Source organism: Scandinavium lactucae, from assembly GCF_033843265.1.
Classification (GTDB): Bacteria; Pseudomonadota; Gammaproteobacteria; order Enterobacterales; family Enterobacteriaceae; genus Scandinavium; species Scandinavium lactucae.
Genome location: NZ_JAWXRD010000001.1, coordinates 132,794 through 150,471 on the forward strand (window position 1 = coordinate 132,794; position 17,678 = coordinate 150,471).

At 52.6% G+C, this 17,678-nt stretch carries 16 protein-coding genes; 9 read left to right on the forward strand and 7 right to left on the reverse strand.

Annotated elements, in window-relative coordinates; genetic code table 11:
* Nucleotides 1-2: 2 nt before the first annotated feature.
* Nucleotides 3-386 carry a VOC family protein gene (locus SIK69_RS00625; protein ID WP_319628334.1) on the reverse strand — a complete coding sequence of 128 codons (384 nt, stop codon included), beginning with the start codon at nt 384-386 and terminating at the stop codon, nt 3-5.
* A 137-nt stretch (nt 387-523) separates the two neighbouring features.
* Here SIK69_RS00625 and fos point away from each other — a divergent pair, with 137 nt between their 5' ends.
* The gene (fos, locus tag SIK69_RS00630; protein ID WP_319628333.1) at nt 524-928 is read left to right on the forward strand and encodes a fosfomycin resistance glutathione transferase; all 405 of its coding nucleotides are present in this window, start codon (nt 524-526) and stop codon (nt 926-928) included.
* A gap of 35 nt (nt 929-963) precedes the next feature.
* Here fos and SIK69_RS00635 read toward each other — a convergent pair whose 3' ends face one another.
* A complete protein-coding gene (locus SIK69_RS00635) occupies nt 964-3,057 on the reverse strand; it encodes an EAL domain-containing protein (RefSeq protein ID WP_319785168.1) in 2,094 nt (697 codons plus the stop codon).
* 378 nt (nt 3,058-3,435) lie between these two features.
* The gene (locus SIK69_RS00640) at nt 3,436-4,848 is read right to left on the reverse strand and encodes an aminotransferase-like domain-containing protein (RefSeq protein WP_319628331.1); all 1,413 of its coding nucleotides are present in this window, start codon (nt 4,846-4,848) and stop codon (nt 3,436-3,438) included.
* A 177-nt stretch (nt 4,849-5,025) separates the two neighbouring features.
* Between SIK69_RS00640 and SIK69_RS00645 the strand changes: the two genes are divergently transcribed.
* The 4 genes from SIK69_RS00645 to SIK69_RS00660 all read left to right on the forward strand — a co-directional run bounded on the left by SIK69_RS00645 (nt 5,026) and on the right by SIK69_RS00660 (nt 7,910).
* A complete protein-coding gene (locus SIK69_RS00645; protein ID WP_319628330.1) occupies nt 5,026-5,190 on the forward strand; it encodes a DUF1127 domain-containing protein in 165 nt (54 codons plus the stop codon).
* 121 nt (nt 5,191-5,311) lie between these two features.
* Complete coding sequence (locus SIK69_RS00650; protein ID WP_319785169.1) at nt 5,312-5,776, forward strand: MarR family winged helix-turn-helix transcriptional regulator; 465 nt, start codon at nt 5,312-5,314, stop codon at nt 5,774-5,776.
* Between the two features lie 3 nt (nt 5,777-5,779).
* Nucleotides 5,780-6,847 carry an HlyD family secretion protein gene (locus SIK69_RS00655; RefSeq protein ID WP_319628328.1) on the forward strand — a complete coding sequence of 356 codons (1,068 nt, stop codon included), beginning with the start codon at nt 5,780-5,782 and terminating at the stop codon, nt 6,845-6,847.
* Nucleotides 6,837-7,910: a DUF2955 domain-containing protein gene (locus SIK69_RS00660; protein WP_319785170.1), complete on the forward strand. Its 1,074-nt coding sequence runs from the start codon at nt 6,837-6,839 to the stop codon at nt 7,908-7,910. Before SIK69_RS00655 ends, SIK69_RS00660 begins: the two co-directional genes overlap by 11 nt.
* A 76-nt stretch (nt 7,911-7,986) precedes the next feature.
* Here SIK69_RS00660 and SIK69_RS00665 read toward each other — a convergent pair whose 3' ends face one another.
* Both SIK69_RS00665 and SIK69_RS00670 read right to left on the reverse strand, forming a co-directional pair.
* On the reverse strand, nt 7,987-9,267 hold the full coding sequence (locus SIK69_RS00665; RefSeq protein WP_319628326.1) for a DUF445 domain-containing protein: 1,281 nt from the start codon (nt 9,265-9,267) through the stop codon (nt 7,987-7,989).
* 46 nt (nt 9,268-9,313) lie between these two features.
* On the reverse strand, nt 9,314-11,203 hold the full coding sequence (locus SIK69_RS00670) for a potassium transporter Kup (protein ID WP_319785171.1): 1,890 nt from the start codon (nt 11,201-11,203) through the stop codon (nt 9,314-9,316).
* A 224-nt stretch (nt 11,204-11,427) separates the two neighbouring features.
* Between SIK69_RS00670 and SIK69_RS00675 the strand changes: the two genes are divergently transcribed.
* Together SIK69_RS00675 and SIK69_RS00680 are read left to right on the forward strand one after the other, a co-directional pair.
* On the forward strand, nt 11,428-12,084 hold the full coding sequence (locus SIK69_RS00675; RefSeq protein WP_319628324.1) for an Ssp6 family T6SS pore-forming effector: 657 nt from the start codon (nt 11,428-11,430) through the stop codon (nt 12,082-12,084).
* 198 nt (nt 12,085-12,282) lie between these two features.
* The gene (locus SIK69_RS00680; RefSeq protein ID WP_319628323.1) at nt 12,283-12,762 is read left to right on the forward strand and encodes an Hcp family type VI secretion system effector; all 480 of its coding nucleotides are present in this window, start codon (nt 12,283-12,285) and stop codon (nt 12,760-12,762) included.
* 81 nt (nt 12,763-12,843) lie between these two features.
* On the opposite strand, the gene SIK69_RS00685 is transcribed toward SIK69_RS00680, so the two are convergent.
* A complete protein-coding gene (locus SIK69_RS00685) occupies nt 12,844-13,206 on the reverse strand; it encodes a SymE family type I addiction module toxin (RefSeq protein ID WP_319785172.1) in 363 nt (120 codons plus the stop codon).
* Nucleotides 13,207-13,437: 231 nt separating this feature from the next.
* On the opposite strand from SIK69_RS00685, the gene SIK69_RS00690 reads away from it, so the two are divergent.
* Both SIK69_RS00690 and SIK69_RS00695 read left to right on the forward strand, forming a co-directional pair.
* Nucleotides 13,438-14,793 carry an esterase-like activity of phytase family protein gene (locus SIK69_RS00690; protein WP_319785173.1) on the forward strand — a complete coding sequence of 452 codons (1,356 nt, stop codon included), beginning with the start codon at nt 13,438-13,440 and terminating at the stop codon, nt 14,791-14,793.
* A 149-nt stretch (nt 14,794-14,942) separates the two neighbouring features.
* Entirely contained in the window at nt 14,943-15,677 is a 735-nt protein-coding gene (locus SIK69_RS00695; RefSeq protein WP_319785174.1) for a Fic family protein, read from the forward strand.
* Between the two features lie 37 nt (nt 15,678-15,714).
* Here SIK69_RS00695 and SIK69_RS00700 read toward each other — a convergent pair whose 3' ends face one another.
* Complete coding sequence (locus SIK69_RS00700; RefSeq protein ID WP_319785175.1) at nt 15,715-17,568, reverse strand: 3'-5' exonuclease; 1,854 nt, start codon at nt 17,566-17,568, stop codon at nt 15,715-15,717.
* Between the last annotated feature and the right edge of the window lie 110 nt (nt 17,569-17,678).

A 17,678-nucleotide genomic window follows, 5' to 3' on the forward strand; every position in this document is an offset into this window, starting at 1 on the left:
ACTTACCCCACCAGTTCCACCCCATTCCCGTCCGGGTCGACGATCACCGCTTCGTAGTAGCCGTCCCCGGTCATTCTTGGGCCGCTTTTCAAAATCCCTTCTGCACGGGCCTTATCCGCCAACGCATCCACGGTTTGACGGTCGCCGACGTTGATGGCGATATGTGCCCAGCCGCAGAACTCGCGGTTCTCGGGGGCGTCGGGCAGGTTAGGGAGGGTCATCAACTCAATCGTTGGGCCATCGGCGAGGGTAATAAAATGCGAGGCAAAACCCGGTCGGTTTTTGCTGAGATACTTTTCGTTGGCTTTCCCGCCAAAATATCGCTGCCAGAAGGCGGCTTGTGCCTCCAGGTCGCGGGTCCACAGGGCTACGTGCGCAATCTTCATGGTTATCTCCTTGAATGCAGTCTCTCAATTATGCATCCATTGACCCCGGGCCGATATCGCCCGGCGTTCAGGATGTGATCGCGAGGGGGAGGAATGCTACTCTGCCTGTCCGCTAACTTCATTATGGATACCACGCGATGCTCACCGGTCTGAACCATCTCACGCTTGCGGTCACCGACCTTGCCCGCAGCATTGATTTTTATCAGCAGCAGTTGGGGCTGCGGCTGCATGCCCGTTGGAATAGCGGGGCGTATTTTAGCTGCGGATCGCTATGGCTGTGCCTGTCGGTCGATACGCAGGTGTCGGATAAGCGCGATTACACCCACTACGCCTTCAGCATTGCCGTCTCGGAATTTGCTGGATTCGTGGCACGTCTTGAAGCGCAAGGCGCGGTGATGTGGAAGGACAATAAAAGCGAAGGGGAGTCGTTCTATTTTCTCGATCCTGACGGTCATCGGCTGGAACTCCACGTCGGGGATTTAGCCCAGCGTGTGGCGGCCTGTCGCGAAAAACCTTATGCCGGGATGGTATTTTTTGACTGAACAGTAAAGTTCATATCACCGTCGCCTTCATCCCCTCAATCGATGCCGCATTGATTTTTCTCCAGCACCCGACACATCTCGTCAATCGGCAGCGGCCGCCAGAATAAGAAGCCCTGCGCCAGTTCAATGCCTACCGAGCGCACCAACGCCATCTCGTGCTCGGTCTCAATCCCTTCGATCAGGATCTGGCGTAGCTCATCTTCGGTCTCCACCCCTTCAATCACCACGTGACATTCGGTCAGCCGACAGAGTTTGGTGACCTGATTTAAGAACTGCAGACCCCCTTGGGTGGCTAAGCCCTGCACCAGCGAGCGGTCGAGCTTAATTTTGTCCAGCGGGTAGCGCGTCAGGTAGTTGAGCGTCGAATAGCCCGCCCCAAAGTCATCCAGCGCAATTTTTATCCCGTGCTGCTTGAGCTGGCCGAGAATAAACGACACCTGTTCTGGGTTGGTCAGCGCCTGAGACTCGGTTATCTCCATCTCCAGCGTCCAGCCTGCGGGCAGCGGTTCGCTCAGAATGCGCGAGATAACGTTGAACAGCCGCGGGTCATGCAGCGTCTGCGGAGAAACGTTTACCGACAGCGTCATGTCGCTGTAATTGCTCAGGTGTTCACGCAGGTAGCTCACGGCCTGTTCCATCACCCAGAAGTCGATATCGGCCATCGCGTTCAGGCGGTTGTAATAGTCTAAAAAGTAGGGCGGGGTGATGGTACCGTCGTTGCCCTGATGGCGAATAAGCGCCTCCATGCCGATGATCCGTCGGTCGCTCAGGCGCACCTGTGGCTGGAAGTAGAGGACGAAATGACCACTGGATTGCAGGGCATACACGCGGTCCAGCGCCTCCAGATAAGCTTTCTCTTCGGTCAGCGCGCGGTAATCGGGGACCAGCTCCAGATTGGTGGGTTGCATGAACAGATGCTGATCCGGGGCGTTCTTCTTGCTGAGGGTCCAGCGCTGAATAAAGGGGGCATAGATCATCGCCCCGACCACGATAATCAGCAGGTTCAGCGCGATGGCTGCCAGAGAGCCGTTGGTGCCAATCCAGGTGCTGATGATCGGTGGCACACTCCAGCTCACCGTCTCGGAAATGGTAGGCACCAGATGCCACGCGGTGGCGGCGTAGGCGATGATGTAGGAGACCGCAGGCACCAGCACGAAAGGGATAATCAGCAGCGGGTTCATGACGATCGGCAGGCCGAAGATCAGCGGTTCGTTGATGTTGAATATCGCCAGCGGCAGCGACGGGCCAAAAATATGGCGATGCGAATTATCTTTACTGAACAATATGCACAGCAGCAGGCTGAGGGTATTGCCGGTGCCGCCCATGGTGCACCAGATGTTGTAAAACTCCGGACTCAAAATATTGAGCGATCCCTGGCCCGCGTGCCAGGCAGAAATATTGGCCTGTGCCTCAGCGATGAAATGGCTGTCGATATCGCTGAAGATGAAATAACCGTGGATGCCAAACAGCCACGGAATGCAGCGCAAAACGATATACAGCAACCCGGTGGCGAAGCTCTGCGGATAACTCTGCTCCAGGGTGTGACGGATAATCGGTGCCAGTGGGTTCACTATTTGTTGCATCAGGGTATTCACCACAAAGGCGAAAACGGAAATCATCACCACGGAAAACAGAAACAGGGCGAAGTGTTTTTTGTTGCGCGTTTGCAGGCGGGGCTGCTTATCCACCGCACCAATGACCTGGTCTAATAATGTATTGACCACCAGGCCGGATAACAGCGCGACCGGAATCGAGATATCCATAAAAAATAGCCGATCGTGGCTGATGGCGCAGCTGATAAACAGCAGGCTATAGAAGTTGACCGTCAAAAAATGAACCACCGAACGGTGATTACGAATCGCCCAATGCAGCGCCATAAAAGCATTCATCAGGATCGGCATAAAATCCATCAGCGTTTGCTGGAGCAGTTCCAGCCAACTGGCAAAGGCGACCCATCCCAGATGGGCGGCAATAACGGAACACACCAGAAGCAGGGCGCGAATAATGACGAAGGGAACAATGGCTAACGAACTGGCGACGATGGCGCGGATAATGTTGTTGTTAAACAGCACTGCCTTGCTGGTGTTTAATTGATAAATAAAATTGTTGTGTAGCCATGTCTTCACCATCGGGATAACCACCGTTTGACAGCTTTGCCAGATATTTGCAGATATATTTCGATTCGCTGTTTCGGAATGAGGCGGGAACAGTCTGATCGCCTGAATAATGGGGCGCAGGTTTTTCAGCGACGGGCTGAATATAACCATATAACGGTATTGTCGATCAATAGAGAATAATTAATAGGTTTCTTTGATAGGGCTAAGTGATCAATTGCAGGACAGCGATCGGTGTAAGCTATTGATGTGTTGCTATTTTTGTGGGTTATGTATGAGTTGTGTGTTATTTGTTTGAATTATGTTTTTAGTGCCCGGACGTCGCTTTTAAGGGACGTCGGGCATGAGGGGCGATTTTCCACGTGAGGTGAAGGCGTTGTCTTTTATCCTCATTCACTCCATCGCTACGTGGATCGCCTCGCCAAGTTTTTCCATCACCTCACGGTGCTTGTCGCTGGTCGGCAGGGCGCAGTTGATACGCAGGCAGTTGCGATACTTGCCGGACGCGGAAAATAGCGACCCCGGTGCCACCTGTATTTTCAGCTCACACAACTGCTTCGCCACACACACCATATCGACGACTTCCGGTAATTCCACCCACAGCATAAACCCGCCTTCGGGCCGGGTGACGCAGATCCCGCAGGGGAAATACTGGCGCAGCCAGCAGGTGTAGGTCTCCATATTGCTCTGATAAATCTGGCGCATTTTGCGTAAATGGCGATGGTAGTGGCCTTCGCGTATAAACGCCGCGACCGCCAGCTGAGTAGTGGGTACGTTGGTGCCGCTGGCGGCATATTTCATGTGCAGCACCCGATCATGATAGCGGCCAGGCACTATCCAGCCGACGCGCAGGCCGGGGGCGATGGTTTTGGTAAACGAGCTGCACAGCAGCACCCGGCCGTCGATATCCCAGGATTTAATGGTGCGCGGGCGCGGGTAGTCATTCGCCAGTTCGCCATACACATCGTCTTCGAAAATGACGATATCGTGGCGTTGGGCCAGGGCGAGAACCGCGCGTTTGCGGGCATCCGGCATGATAAAGCCGAGCGGGTTGTTGCAATTAGGGACGAGGATCACCCCTTTGATGGGCCACTGCTCGAGCGCCAGTTCGAGGGCTTCCACGCTGATCCCGGTTTGTGGATCGGTGGGGATCTCGATGGCTTTAATGTCGAAGCCGCGCAGCAGCTGCATGGTGCCGTAAAACGACGGCGACTCGATGGCCACGATATCCCCCGGTTTGCACACCGACAGCAGGGCAATCGCCAGCGCCGCGTGGCAGCCGCTGGTGATAATGATGTCGTCGGCGCTGACCGCCGCTTCGCTGTCGAGCATCAGGCGGGCTATCTGTTCGCGCAGCTCCCGGCGGCCCGCCAGCTCGTCATAGCTGAAGATCTCGGCGCTGTTGTGCTGCACCAGGCGGCTCATCTCGCGCCAGAGCGGTTTCAACCCCGGCTGGGTGACGTCCGGCGAACCGCCGCCAAACGGAATAATTGATTTATCATGGCGGGCATCCAGCAGGGTTAAAATCTGATCCCAGTGGCTGACATCCACCGGACGCTGAACCGGGCGCGACATTGCCGGAACCGGCGGCTGGGCTTTGCGCGGGGCAATAAAATAGCCGGAGCGCGGTTGCGGCATGACCAGCTGCAGCGTTTCCAGCGTCTGATAAGCCTGCTGAACGGTGCTGATACTGACGCCGTGTTCCTGACTGAGACTGCGCACCGACGGCAGTTTTTCGCCCTGACGATACAGCCCTTGTTCGATCCGGTCGGCGATAATATTCGCCAGATGCTGGTAACGCGTCATTGCTGTATCCCCATTTCTTACCATACAGATGATTAAACCAGTACAGACAGGCGCGAAAAACGCCGTGCAGATACTGTTTTAGCGAATCTGTATGTTAAAGAAAAGTACAATTTGAATCTGTATTGTAAAGCCTGCTCGCGGCGATGATAGGGCATCGACAGCGTGGGGAGGTGCAGGATGGAATTTCATGAAAATCGCGCGAAAGCGCCATTCCAGATTTTTGTATTGATGGGTCGTTGGGCGCTGCAAAGCTGGCGGGTCAGACAGACGCGGCGAATGTTGGACCGCCTGAGCGACGAGCAGCTTAAAGACGTCGGCCTGCGGCGCGACGACTACTGCTAAGGGTTCAACCCGGCCATCGTGCCGGGTTTTTTGTTTCACATTCCATGCTGCGGGACTCGAACGTTTCTTGATACTTATCAAGGTAAGTATTATTCTGTCGCGACGTTGTGAGGAGGATAGCATGGCGGAACAGACGTTATTTGCCCATCGGCCATTGGGGATGCGCATGGCGATGGTGGTGCGCCAGTGGCGTGGAATTATCGATAATGCGATTACCGATACCGGCTTAACGCAGTCGAGCTGGACCACGCTCATGCAGCTCCAGCAGTCGGGTGACAACATTTCAGTTAGCGAACTGGCGGAAATGCAGGGTATTGAGCTGCCGCCGCTGATGCGCACCCTGGTTCACCTCGAACAACAGGGCTATCTGCTGCGTACGATATCGCCGTACGACAAGCGATGCCGCCTGTTAACGCTGACCCCGAAAGGCCGTGACGTTCTGCAACGGCTGACCAACGTGATTGATGCCTGCCAACTGCGGGTGACGGAAAATATTCCTGCCGACGTCATGGACGCTTTTAGCGACACGCTTAACCAACTCGCCTGCAATATGCGGAATATCCGCGACGACATAAATAAGATCTAAAAAATGATGAGTCCCGAACAAAAATTTGCCCGCTGGGTTAGGGTCAGTATTGCCTCTTTCCTGCTGATGTTTATCTACTTTATTGTGGCCGATATCTGGATCCCCCTCACCCCGGACTCCACGGTGATGCGGGTGGTGACGCCAGTGTCGGCCCGCGTCTCCGGCTACGTGTCGCAGGTATATGTCCATAACAACAGCCAGGTGAAAAAGGGCGATGTGTTATACGAACTGGACCCGACGCCGTTTATCAATAAGGTGGAAGCCGCGCAAATCGCGCTGGAACAGGCGAAGCTCACCAATCAGCAGCTGGATGCGCAAATCGCCGCCCAGCTTGCCAATCTCAAGACCGCGCAGATAACCGCCCGCAATAATCAGGCAACGTTCAGCCGCTATCAGCGCCTGGCGACGATGCAAAACGTGTCGCAGCAGGATCTGGATAACGTTCGCACCGCCTGGCAGAACAGCCAGCAAGCGGTCAGTTCGCTGAATGCGAGCATTGATAACCTGCGGATCCAGCGCGGCGAACGCGATGATGAGCGCAACGTCACGCTGCAAAAATACCGCAACGCGCTGGAGCAGGCGCAGCTCGATCTGGGCTGGACGAAGATCCGCGCCGAAGCCGACGGCACGGTGAGTAACCTGCAACTCAGCCCCGGACTGTACACCAGTGCAGGTACGGCGCTGGTGGCGCTGGTGAATCACGACACCGATATCGTGGCGGATTTTCGTGAAAAAAGTCTGCGGTATACCCGCCCAGGAACCGCTGCGGCGGTGGTGTTTGACGCGCTGCCGGGGAAAGTGTTCCGTGCCCACGTGACCAGCAGCGATGCGGGGATCCTGGCCGGGCAGCAGGCAGTCAACGGACAGCTTTCCCAGCCTGATAGATCGAACCGTTGGGTGCGTGATGCCCAAAGGATGCGCATTCACGTCGAGTTGGATGAGGCCGTCGATGCCATGCTGCCAACCGGATCACGTGCCACCGTTCAGCTGTATAACAGCGACGGGGTGTTTGCCCGATTCTTCTCCGGGCTGCAAATCCGTCTGGTGAGCTGGCTACATTATGTCTATTAATACCCTGGCGCGCGTATTCACCCCGCACGATAACATCGTCTACACCGCCAACGACTTTCGGCAGACGTTGCGGATAGTGTTCGCCGGGATGATTGCGCTCAGCATTTCGAGCTTCTACAACGTGCAGTACGGCGTCTTTTTCGTGGTCTATCCGCTGATGCTGCTCTCGCTGGTGCCGGTGATTAATCGCCATGTGGCGACCCAGTTTGTGTTTAGCGCGGTGCTGAACTGCATCGAAATGGTGCTAATTATTGGCTATCTGTCGCAATGGCCAGTGGTGATGACGGCGGTGGTGTTTGCGCTGTATGTAATGCGCTTTCGCTTTATGAGCCAGGGGCCGCTGTTTTTGTTCGGTTCGATGGGCGTGGTATGCCAGAGCGTGATGCTCAATTTTATGAGTTACTCCGCCAACAGCTGGCACACCCTGATGTTCTCTAACATCGAGGCCAGCATTATGGCGGTGGCGTTAAGCGCATTGATGCATTTTCTGCTGCCCGACGTGGAACCGCGTCAGCCGCCGCCCCGCATCGAAAAGGATGCGGCGCGTGTTCGCCATGAATCTCTGCTTTCCGGCACGGTGGCGACGATTATCTTTGTGATATTTCAGGTCTGCGATCTGAGCGATTCGCTGTCGGCGTTAATGGCGGGCGTGCTTATCCTGTTTCCAATGCATTATCGTGGCGCAGTGCTGAGTTCGCTCTGGCGCGTGGTCGGGGTGGTACTCTCCTGCCTGTATATCCTGCTGGTGCAGCTGGTGCTTTACGACCACAGTAGCCACATGTTGCTGATGATGCCGTTGATTGGCCTCGGGCTGGCGTTCAGCGCCCGTCTGCACGTGATGGAAAAAGTCGGGGCCGGGGTTGGGTTTGCCAGCATCACTACCATTGGCATCATGTTCGGGCAAAATCTGCACCCGGAACAGGACCTGGTGTTCAGCGATCTGTACCGCGTGGTCTCGGTGACGGTCTCGCTGCTGACCACGCTAACGATGGTCTTTCTGCTGCACCTGATCCTCAACCGCTTCGCCGCTACCCGCTTTGTGGTGAATAACCCGAATGCGTGACGGGCTTTTTTGCCCGATGGCGCTGGCGCTTATCAAGCCGTAGGCCTGGCAAGCGTAGCGCCAGCGGGCGTTAGCCTCAATGAATCATTGGCATCACTAACGCCGGGAGCTGAGACAGCAGCCATAAAATCAGGCCAATGGTGCCGCCGACCAGCGTGCCGTTGATGCGGATAAACTGCAGATCCTTGCCGATGTTGAGCTCAATCTGGCGCGACATGTCCCGTGCATCCCAGCTTTTGACCGTGTCGCTGATGTGGCGGGTGAGGAATCTGGCAAAGTCAGGTGCTACACGGCGGGCGGCCTGTTCGAGATGGCCGTTGAGCGAGGCGCGCAGGGCGCTGTCGGCCACCAGCGTTTCGCCGAACCATTGCCCGGCTTCGGCAATCCGCTTCTGCGTCCGGGAATCCTCGTTTTGCAAATCCTCCTTCAGCCACTGGCGCAGATCGGCCCACATTTCGCCGAGATAGCGGTTAAACGCCTCATCGTCTTTCAGATAGCGTTTGATATTGTCGGCTTTAACGGCCATCTCCGGGTCGGATTTCAGGTTGTCGATGAGCTTGCGTACCGCGTTATCAAAGGCATGACGCACCTGATGGGCGCTGTCCTGGCTGACGTCATCCAGCAGGGTATTCACCGCCTCGGTGACCATTTCGGCGCTGTGTTCGCCCAGCCATTCGGTCGGCAACAGTTTGGCTTTCAGCGGATGCTCTTTCTCCAGCCAGTGAATGATTTGCCGGGCGATAAACTCGCGGCTGCTGTCCCGCTGGAGCAAGGCGATCAGTTGGGCAATCAGCGCGTCGAGCAGCTTCTGATGGCGGTTGTTTTTGGTCATACTCTCCAGCATCACCGCGCTGGTGCCGGTCAGGTCGACCTTATCAATCGCTTTATGCACCGCGCGTTTGAGCAATCCCTGAATCCGTGAATCGTCAGTCAGTTCAAGAAAACCGCTCATCACCTTGATCAGATGCTGGCCGACGCGCTGTGCGTTATCAGGCTGCTTAAACCAGTTCCCAATCATCAGCGCTGGCTCATGCTTCTGAATTAAATTGACCAGCGACTGGGTATCCAGAAATTTTTCCTGCACGAAATGCCCGAGATTGTCGCCAATCCGGTCTTTATTGCGGGGGATAATCGCCGTATGACGGGAAATAAACGGCAGCGGCACCCGGCGAAATAAGGCCACTACCGCAAACCAATCAGCCAATGCGCCAACCATTGCCGCCTCCGATATCGCCTTCAGCGCCCCGACCCACGGGACAGGCGGCAAGAATAGCGTGGTGACGAAAATGGCGGCCGCAATCAGCAGCAATGAGAGCGCCAGCAGTTTGGCGCGTTTTAGTTCAGCTAATTTATCCATAGGTATAAGCATAGAGCGGGACGGCGGTGGAGTGCAAAATGTTGCACTAAACGGCGACTCTGCGGCTGATTTCGACCACTTGATCGCCCGGCAGATGATAATAGTGTGTCGCGTGCGAGCAGTTCCGGGCCATAAAGGCATAACAGCGGCGCTGCCAGTGGGCGATGCCCTGGCCGTCTTCGCGCCCGACGATGGTTTCATGGCCTAAATAATAGGTGGCGTCGGTCAGGTCAAACGGGCAGTTTTTGTGGCTGATTTCATTCTGCAACGCCGGGATATTCGGGCGCTCCATAAAGCCATAATAGGCGACCGCGCGCCAGTAATCCGGCGCGGCCTGGCGGATCACCAGTCGGTTGCGGGTAGCTATTCGCGGCACGTTCAGCACGATAACGGTCAGGGCTAGCACCTTTTGCTGCAACGCCCGATTACGCGTGACATGCCAGCGCATGACCGGCGGAATACCGCTTTGCGAGCGGGTCAAAAACACCGCCGCGCCCGGCCCGCGCGGAATGTCGTTTTCCCGTAGCGAGCGAAAGAACGTTTCCACATCCATGCCTTTATCGTCCAGCGATCGCAGCGTCGCCGCCCGGCCACGGTGCCAGACCAGCATCACCGAGCAGATAACCGTCGCCAGCAGCAGCGGGATGTAACCCCCATCCAGCACCTTGATCATATTGGCCACCAGGAAGCAGGCATCAATAGTCAGAAACAGCAGGGCGACCAGCGCGCTGGCGGTGCGGTTCCAGTGCCAAATCCGCCGCATCGCCACATACAGCAGGCCAGAGGTCATCAGCATGGTTAACGACACCGCAATGCCGTACGCGGCGGCGAGGTTATCGGAGGATTTGAAGAACACCGCGAGGAACAGGGTGGCGAACATCAGCAGCCAGTTGACGATGCCGATATAAATCTGCCCGTAGTTGTCTTCTGCCGTCTGCTTGATGTTCAGGCGTGGCAGCCAGCCGAGCTGGATAGTCTGGCGGGTCATCGAGAACGCCCCGGTAATGATCGCCTGGCTGGCAATAATGGTGGCAAGTGTAGCGAGGATAACCAGCGGGATTTGCAGGGCAGGCGGGCACAGTCGGAAGAAAATGTTGTGACTGATATCTGCCCCAGAGAGCAGCAGCGCAGACTGGCCCGCATAGTTCAGCACCAGGCTGGGGAACACCAGGCCAAACCAGGCCAGCCAGATCGGTTTTTTACCGAAATGCCCCATATCGGCGTACAGCGCCTCCGCCCCGGTGACACACAGGAACACACCGCCAAGCACCAGAAAACTGACCAAACCGTTCGACAGTAAAAAATGCACGCCGTAATACGGATTTATCGCCATCAATACCGCCGGATGTTGCGTAATGCCCCAGATGCCCAGCCCGGCGAGGATGAGAAACCACAGGATCATGATCGGACCAAAGACGATGCCGATTTTAGCGGTGCCAAAGGGTTGGATGGCAAACAGCCCCAGCAGAATGACGACGGTCACGGGCAGGATGTAGTGTTGCGCTTCGGGGAACACGATGTTCAGCCCTTCCAGCGCTGACAGCACCGAAATAGCGGGCGTGATCGCCCCGTCGCCGTAGATCAGCGCCGCCCCGAGCAGTCCGGCAAAGATGATCATCCCCCGGCCTTTACCTTTGCCGTTGTGCTGCAACAGCGACATCAGCGCCATGATCCCGCCTTCGCCCCGGTTATCAAAGCGCATCGCGAACGCCGCGTACTTCAGCGAGGTCACGAGGATCAGCGTCCAGATAATCAGCGACAGCAGGCCGAGGATTATCTCCGGCGTGGGAGTGCTGCCAGAGAGCAGGATCACGGTTTTCAGGGTATATAACGGGCTGGTGCCGATATCACCGAACACCACCCCGACGGCGCTACCCGCCAGCAGAAGCTTGTTGGAAGCGTGCGGCGGTGCGTTTTCCGTTGCCGTGTGGTCCATAGAGACGTCCTGTGAAAGATTTGGCCTGATAAAAATATAGTCAGGGATCAAACTACTGTTATATGAAAGCGCTTATTCGTTGAGCAATGCTTGTAAATAACAGGCAAATAGAAGGGTAGGGGAAGGCTAACGTGTGATGATGTCATGGTTGAAATGCGACAAGACGCTAATTTTTGACATCGTCAGAGGTATAGAGTTTTGGGCTTGTAGAACAAGGAGGTGTTATGTCGGATATCATTTCGATCGCAGACAGGATCGTCGATGTCATTGTTTCACCTAATACTATTAGCGGTTTAATTAGTGGTGCAACATCGGTTCCCGTGGATTTGGGCTATCTGGTACAAGGATTTTTTGATACGGATAGTCACTCTCGATATCATCGGGAAACTGAACGTATAAGGATGATGTCAGCCGTTAAACACGATCTTCTGAACTATGAGCATTTAAAGGAAGCTGTAACCATAATTTTACGTGAGTTTGAAACACATGTTTCTGTTGGCGAAAAAGACGCGTTTTATAGCAGAACAGTTTTTGCTGTCCTGGGCAGGATATCAACCAACTCCCTTCTTTCATCGAAAATCACGAATGCGATACTCGATGAAGCTTCATTTCTTGCGAATATGCGTAATAGCTTGTTTATTGGAAATGTCATGTTAATCGGTGGAATGATGGAAAGGAGTATCAGAACATCAGATAGACTGGCGGCCAGTGATCCGTATATCTATGATTTACTACGCGCACGGGATTATGATTTGCTTTATTTCCTGATCGAACCAGCGATGAAGCCCTTTGTTGATGCTCTAAATGTAAGACAGCAGGGAGGACAACCGCAGTTTGATAAAATTATCAAACGGGTGGAGGAAAGACTTCATGGGCAATAAATTTGAAGACTGCCTGATAGGATGGTTAGGAGGAATGTTCTCTTGGCTTATAACAGCCCTTTGTCTTTTTTATATTGCCTATTTTGATACATGGCTAGTTACGCTTTTTTTTATTGTAATGACTATTGTCGGTGGTCTCCTGTTTGCCCAGTGGGTCGACAGGTCAAAAAAGTGACTTACTCATAAAAGGAATTAAATATGTCTAATCCAGCTTATCTCTGGTTAACCGATCAGAATGATTCACCTATTTCTGGAGCATGTTGCGTATTAGGGCGAGAAGGTGCGATAGAAATCAAACACCTCACTCATAATATGAATATTCCAACAGATGGCAACACAGGAAGACTGACTGGAACACGTGTACACTCTCCAATTATCCTACAAAAGGAGTTTGACCGTACAACACCGACCCTATACAGGGCGATTAGCGAGGGGACGGTGCTAAAGTCGGCTATGATCAAAATGTATACTATCCTTGAGTCAGGATTAGAAGCTGAATATTTTAATATAATATTGAATAACGTAAAAATTGTTTCTATCACCCCAGTCTTGTATCCAGGTAATCAGACAGGATTGCATTCAGAATCTCTTCACTTACGCTATGAAGCCATTACCTGGAAATATGTGGATGGAAACATCATCTACAAAGACTCATGGAATGCACAAGCTATTGCTTGAAAACGCTTTTACGATCGGCTTCAGAAAGATGTTCTATGAGGTTGATCGTATTTAAAATAAACTGAGGTTTCCATAAGATAATTACATGTCAAACAATAAAATGCATATCGCTTTCTTAAAAGGGACTTGGCTATTGAAGTTTTCTTGTGCGGTTTTATTTCTGATGGCTTTTAATTTTATAACGAATATTTTTGGAATTATAGTATCTTCCAGCATCGGTTGCAGATTCTTAGCGGTAATGAAATTGCATTCGTCTATCATGCGGGCTTCCAACTTACGCCCGGGCTCAAAACCGGCTTTCGCCAGCCACTGGCCGCGCAACATAATCGCAGGCAAACGATCGTGTTTTGGATAGTTGCTCCCATAAGAGACGGTATAACTGTGCAAAGTGGAAGGAAACACTACCGCTTTCATGCATTCCTCAATATTATTGGTGTTAACCATAATTTCTATTTCCGTTTAAATAGGATTTTCGGCGAGTTCTCGTCAGATGCTGCAATACCTGGCGGGAACTATCAATTTGACAGTTTTGATAATTATACGAAATCCTATGTTCGCGAATAACCGATATTGAGATGGTGTCTACCTGCTCCCCATAAACCGTCACCTTCCCGTCATCTTTCTGTCATCTGCCATTCTTATGGTGTTTCACATTCATAAAAAGGTGACAACAACATGAAAATTAAACTTATTTCTCTGGTAATCGGCACGACCCTATCTTTCTCTGCACTGGCGGCGGAACCGACCGCGGAGCATTATGTGGTGAGCATCCCTGAAGGCTCGCACATCAACTACAGCGGCGCGTTTGCCAGCGCATTTCCAAACGGTTTGCCGGTGGGGATCGGCTCTGGCCTGTTGTTTACCGGCAAGCAGGGCGATGCGCTGACTTTTGCTACCGTGACGGATCGTGGCCCGAACGCGGATGCACCGAAGATCGGCCAGAACGAAGCGAAGATTTTTGTGACGCCGGATTTTGCACCGCAGCTGCTGTCTATCCGGGTGGAAAGCGGCAAAGCCGAGGCCACAAATGTGCGTCCGCTGCATGACGATAAAGGCAATATCAACGGTCTGCCGCTGCAAAGCGGAATGATTGGCTCAACCAACGAAGTGGCGCTGAGCGATACCCTAAAAACCCTGACCGGGGATAATCGTGGCCTGGATACCGAAGGCATTACCCCGGACGGCAAAGGCGGTTTCTGGCTATGTGACGAGTACGGGCCTTTCATCGTTAACGTCGACGGCAAGGGCAAAATCATCGCCATTCACGGCCCACAGGCGCTGGACGGCGAGAAATCGATTGCCGGTGGTCTGCCGAATATCATCAAGTGGCGTCAGCCAAACCGTGGCTTTGAGGGCATTACCCGGATGCCGGACGGGCGCATTATCGCGGCGGTGCAGAGCACGCTGGATATCGACGGCAAGAGCAAGAAAAAGGCGCTATTTACCCGCCTGGTTAGCTTCGACCCGGCGACTGGAAAAACCGCGATGTATGGCTATCCGATTGACGACGTGTATGACAAAAACAGCGATGCCAAAATTGGTGATATCGTGGCGCTGGACGACCAGCACATCCTGCTGATAGAGCAGGGCGGCGATAAGAACGATGTGATGCGCAATAACATCTACAAGGTGAACTTGAGCCAGGCCAGCGATCTGTCGGCGTTTGATAAACCGGGCGAATACCCGGAATTTGACAGTGCGGATCAACTGGTCAAGCGCGGGATCCAGTTGGCGAGTAAAACCCTGGCGGTCGATCTGCGTAAGCTCGGCTGGCAGCAGGAAAAAGCTGAAGGACTGGCTTTGATCGATAGCAAGACTCTGGCGGTGGCTAACGATAATGACTTTGGGGTGAAAACAGTGATGCAGCAGCCGGTTGACGGCAAAAAACTGAAGGATTACCGGGTCAACGATCAGGGCAAGCTGACGGTGGACGATAAGGTGGTGGCAACGACTATCGGCATTAAGCCGCTGGAAAAACCGGAAGCGGATAGCGAGCTGTGGGTGGTGACCCTGCCGGAACCGTTGCTGTAATTATCTGCATTCTGCACAGGGTAAATTCCACCGTTTATCTGATTCATCACCCTATGCATGATGGGTGTCGTGTTCGGTTAAAACTGTGGAATAATGTCACCATAATGGGCCTATCCCGTTAGGCTCTAACCATGATATGGGAGTGGATAATGGCGACTGAACTGCTGGGACTGACGTGGGATGAGAACGTTCTCCCCGAGGTCAAAGAAGTGGGTACACGTGTAGCACTTTTTACCTTTAAAACCCATATGGCAGGGTTCGTCTGGGATGCCGCCCAGTTGGAGAATAATCCCTACACCTTTGTTGAAGTGAAAACCTTGCTCGATGGCGTGACCGTGGGAGGGCATAAAGTCAGCGATACCGAGCAGGTGCTAAATCTGGCGGATAGCGGTAAAAAGCTGATCGAATTAGTGCAGTCTGGTCGGTTTGACCTTGATAAAAGAACCTTCACGCTGCTGCATAGCATCATTGCACGTAATGAAGCCTTAGAGTGGGGAGTGTTCCGGGGCGAGGGCGAGGAAGTGCATTACAGTGCCCGTGTTCATCTCGGGGAACTGGGCACCCATTTTCCTCCGATGACAGAGGCCGGAGCGCAGGAGTTGAACCGAATTTTTATTGAAGGCGTCAGTCAAATAAAAATGCTGGATCCTTTTGAAGGTGCGCTGGCGATGTTTTTGTTTGGTGCATATTTTCAATTTTTCTTTGATGGCAACAAGCGCACCAGTCGCCACATGATGAACGGCTGGCTGATGCAGCATGGCTATAATCCAATCAGTATTCCTGCGGCTCGCGCACTGGAATTTAACAGTAAAATGGTGCGTTTTTATCACAGCAAAAACGCGAGCGAAATGATGGCGTTTTTGGCGGATTGTTATCAGCCGTGAGTAGATGCCGGAGGGCAGCGCGCAGAGAGATGCCTGGTCACTCAATCATCTGAGACGCACGTTCATACGTTTCGACTAAATGATCGCGCAACACACCCGAACCATGCATAGTCACCAGAAGATTCTGCCGTGCCCGGGTAAAACCGACGTATAACCGTTTAATGTCATCGCTGAGATCTTCTTCGTTATCCCTTCTCTTCGCCGCATCCAAAATAACAACCGACTGGAATTCAAGGCCTTTGCTGCTCGGCAGGGGCATTATGCAGAGGTTTTCATGCTGTGGAGACCAGCGCTTTTTATCGTAGCTGTTAACAATGATTTGATGGGGAATTTTGCGCGTTTCGAGATGAGACTGGAGTGACTGACGGATGCTGGAAGTGGAGGGACAGAGAATGGCGATATCGGACCATGCCACGCCCTGCTGATGTTGCTTAACGACCCAATCCAGAGCATAGGTTATTTCTTCATCTTGACGATTGAAACAGGCAAGAGAGGGATAATGACCATGCTTTCCTCCGGCATCAGGCTGATGATACTGGAGTGCATCTTCAATATGGTCGTTCAGATAGTTAAAGGCGATACTACTGGCGAAATGCAAGATTTGCTGCGTATTGCGGTAATTGATATTGAGAATAGTCGTGCGACCCTGCGCTTTAATATCCACGCTTGATAAGGTGAAATCCAACGCTTTCTTTTTTTGATAAATAGATTGCGTATCGTCATAAAGAAACAGCAACGCGTTATCCTTCGTATCTGGCATGCGTGCAAGGATTTTCAGCCACTCAGACTTAAAGTCGTGACCTTCATCTATTAATACGGCACTGTATTGCTCAGGTTCAATGACCCCATCGTTGAACCCCTGGATAAATGCCGCTTCCATTCGTTCAATATAGTCTTCTTTATTGGTAGGCTGAAGATTATGTTGCTTTAATAATTGATTGCACCAGGCATGAAAATGCGTGACTTCAACAGGTAGACGCAGCGTGTGGGTCGCCAACATTGACTTCAGTTTTTTTGCCAGAGTGATGTTGTAGCAAATCACCAGGATGGGTTTATCGCTCTCAAGCGTTTTGGCGAGTTCCAGACAGCGGTGGAGCAAAATGAGTGTCTTACCCGAACCGGCGACGCCGTGTATCACTCGATGTCCTGCACCCATGCTTCGCGCCAGGAGCTCTTGTTGCATATCCATAATTGAGACAATATCCGGTGCGCTGAGGGTAAACGTGTTGGCAGCCACTTCGGTGATAGCGGGGTTAATACGAATGTCGGGATAGAGGTGCCAGCGAATACGGTCAATTTTCTGCGGGTCTATCTGGTGTGAAAAAGGATGCTTAAGCAATGACATAAGGCAGTGAGACACACTCTCCCGAGACATGAATTCATTGAGCTCGTCTTTACAGATGACCAGATCGTTGGGCAAGATCTCGGCGAGTTCTTCATGCGAAAAGGCTTTTTTGAGCTGGGTGCGGGTGATGTTGGAAAGGTAGACGCCGTAGCCGTAGGGCAGAATAAAACTCCCCTTGTATTTGCCTTCCTGTTGCTGTAATTGCGGATCTTTTTTCAGGCTATCAATGGTCTGGAAAGTGTATTGCCGAACTTGTTCGATGGGGTTTTTTAACGCTTCGACGGCATTTTTTGTTTCATAGAATACCGTGGTTTTATTGGCGGATTTAATTTTAGTGATAAACCAATCTTTAACTTCCAGAAACAACATGCCGTTATCGGGGGCGAGGATGACAAAATCAGGATGCATACGCTTTTCACCCATCGGTATGTCATACCAGCACGTGCAATTATCGTTTAATCCCCTTTCTAAAATCCGTGCTAACCTTTTCTCACCTGCCGTTATTTTTTCACTACAGCTGCTTATTGTCGGAATAATGATAGCCATATCTTGTCCAAATTGGGTGCCCTGATATTATTCATCGGTTGAATATCAAAGCCTATATTTGAAAGGATTTTTTTTGAATATTTGGACTCTAGCAAAAAAAAGACGTGTCG

Bases quoted from the DNA above. Each gene is read 5' to 3' on its own strand.
- SIK69_RS00690 (WP_319785173.1), top strand. From the start codon at position 13,438: ATGAAAATTAAACTTATTTCTCTGGTAATCGGCACGACCCTATCTTTC.
- SIK69_RS00695 (WP_319785174.1), top strand. From the start codon at position 14,943: ATGGCGACTGAACTGCTGGGACTGACGTGGGATGAGAACGTTCTCCCC.
- SIK69_RS00670 (WP_319785171.1), bottom strand. From the start codon at position 11,203: ATGGACCACACGGCAACGGAAAACGCACCGCCGCACGCTTCCAACAAG.
- fos (WP_319628333.1), top strand. From the start codon at position 524: ATGCTCACCGGTCTGAACCATCTCACGCTTGCGGTCACCGACCTTGCC.
- SIK69_RS00675 (WP_319628324.1), top strand. From the start codon at position 11,428: ATGTCGGATATCATTTCGATCGCAGACAGGATCGTCGATGTCATTGTT.
- SIK69_RS00680 (WP_319628323.1), top strand. From the start codon at position 12,283: ATGTCTAATCCAGCTTATCTCTGGTTAACCGATCAGAATGATTCACCT.
- SIK69_RS00655 (WP_319628328.1), top strand. From the start codon at position 5,780: ATGATGAGTCCCGAACAAAAATTTGCCCGCTGGGTTAGGGTCAGTATT.
- SIK69_RS00650 (WP_319785169.1), top strand. From the start codon at position 5,312: ATGGCGGAACAGACGTTATTTGCCCATCGGCCATTGGGGATGCGCATG.
- SIK69_RS00640 (WP_319628331.1), bottom strand. From the start codon at position 4,848: ATGACGCGTTACCAGCATCTGGCGAATATTATCGCCGACCGGATCGAA.
- SIK69_RS00625 (WP_319628334.1), bottom strand. From the start codon at position 386: ATGAAGATTGCGCACGTAGCCCTGTGGACCCGCGACCTGGAGGCACAA.
- SIK69_RS00665 (WP_319628326.1), bottom strand. From the start codon at position 9,267: ATGGATAAATTAGCTGAACTAAAACGCGCCAAACTGCTGGCGCTCTCA.
- SIK69_RS00660 (WP_319785170.1), top strand. From the start codon at position 6,837: ATGTCTATTAATACCCTGGCGCGCGTATTCACCCCGCACGATAACATC.
- SIK69_RS00685 (WP_319785172.1), bottom strand. From the start codon at position 13,206: ATGGTTAACACCAATAATATTGAGGAATGCATGAAAGCGGTAGTGTTT.
- SIK69_RS00645 (WP_319628330.1), top strand. From the start codon at position 5,026: ATGGAATTTCATGAAAATCGCGCGAAAGCGCCATTCCAGATTTTTGTA.
- SIK69_RS00700 (WP_319785175.1), bottom strand. From the start codon at position 17,568: ATGGCTATCATTATTCCGACAATAAGCAGCTGTAGTGAAAAAATAACG.
- SIK69_RS00635 (WP_319785168.1), bottom strand. From the start codon at position 3,057: ATGGTGAAGACATGGCTACACAACAATTTTATTTATCAATTAAACACC.